The sequence below is a fragment of the Paraburkholderia sp. SIMBA_054 genome, assembly GCF_046534875.1.
GTDB classification, from domain to species: domain Bacteria; phylum Pseudomonadota; class Gammaproteobacteria; order Burkholderiales; family Burkholderiaceae; genus Paraburkholderia; species Paraburkholderia hospita.
Genome location: NZ_JAWRXV010001527.1, coordinates 1 through 242, shown reverse-complemented (window position 1 = coordinate 242; position 242 = coordinate 1). Strand labels below are relative to the sequence as shown.

The window sequence follows — 242 nt, the reverse complement described above, 5'->3', positions numbered from 1 at the left end:
CAGGCCAGTTCGCGCAGCGAGTTGTACAAGCTGCACGTGGGCGAAGTCGCGCTGGACCCGCGCGTCTCGATAGCCGAGGAACTGGAGCTGCGCATCGCGCCGGCCTTCAACGAAGACGGTTATCTGCGTGAGCGGGTCGCGCTCATCGACGCGGGGCGCAGCGCCGGCACGCTGACGAACGCGAGAAGCGCCCGTGAATACGGCTTGACGCCGAACGGCGCGCTTGCTGAAGAAGCGCCGAC

1 protein-coding gene is annotated in these 242 nt (G+C 67.4%); it reads left to right on the top strand.

Features of this window, described 5'->3' with window-relative positions; genetic code table 11:
• Positions 1-242 (top strand): metallopeptidase TldD-related protein (locus SB822_RS60140; protein ID WP_410859517.1); only part of this gene is annotated, 242 nt, incomplete at both ends.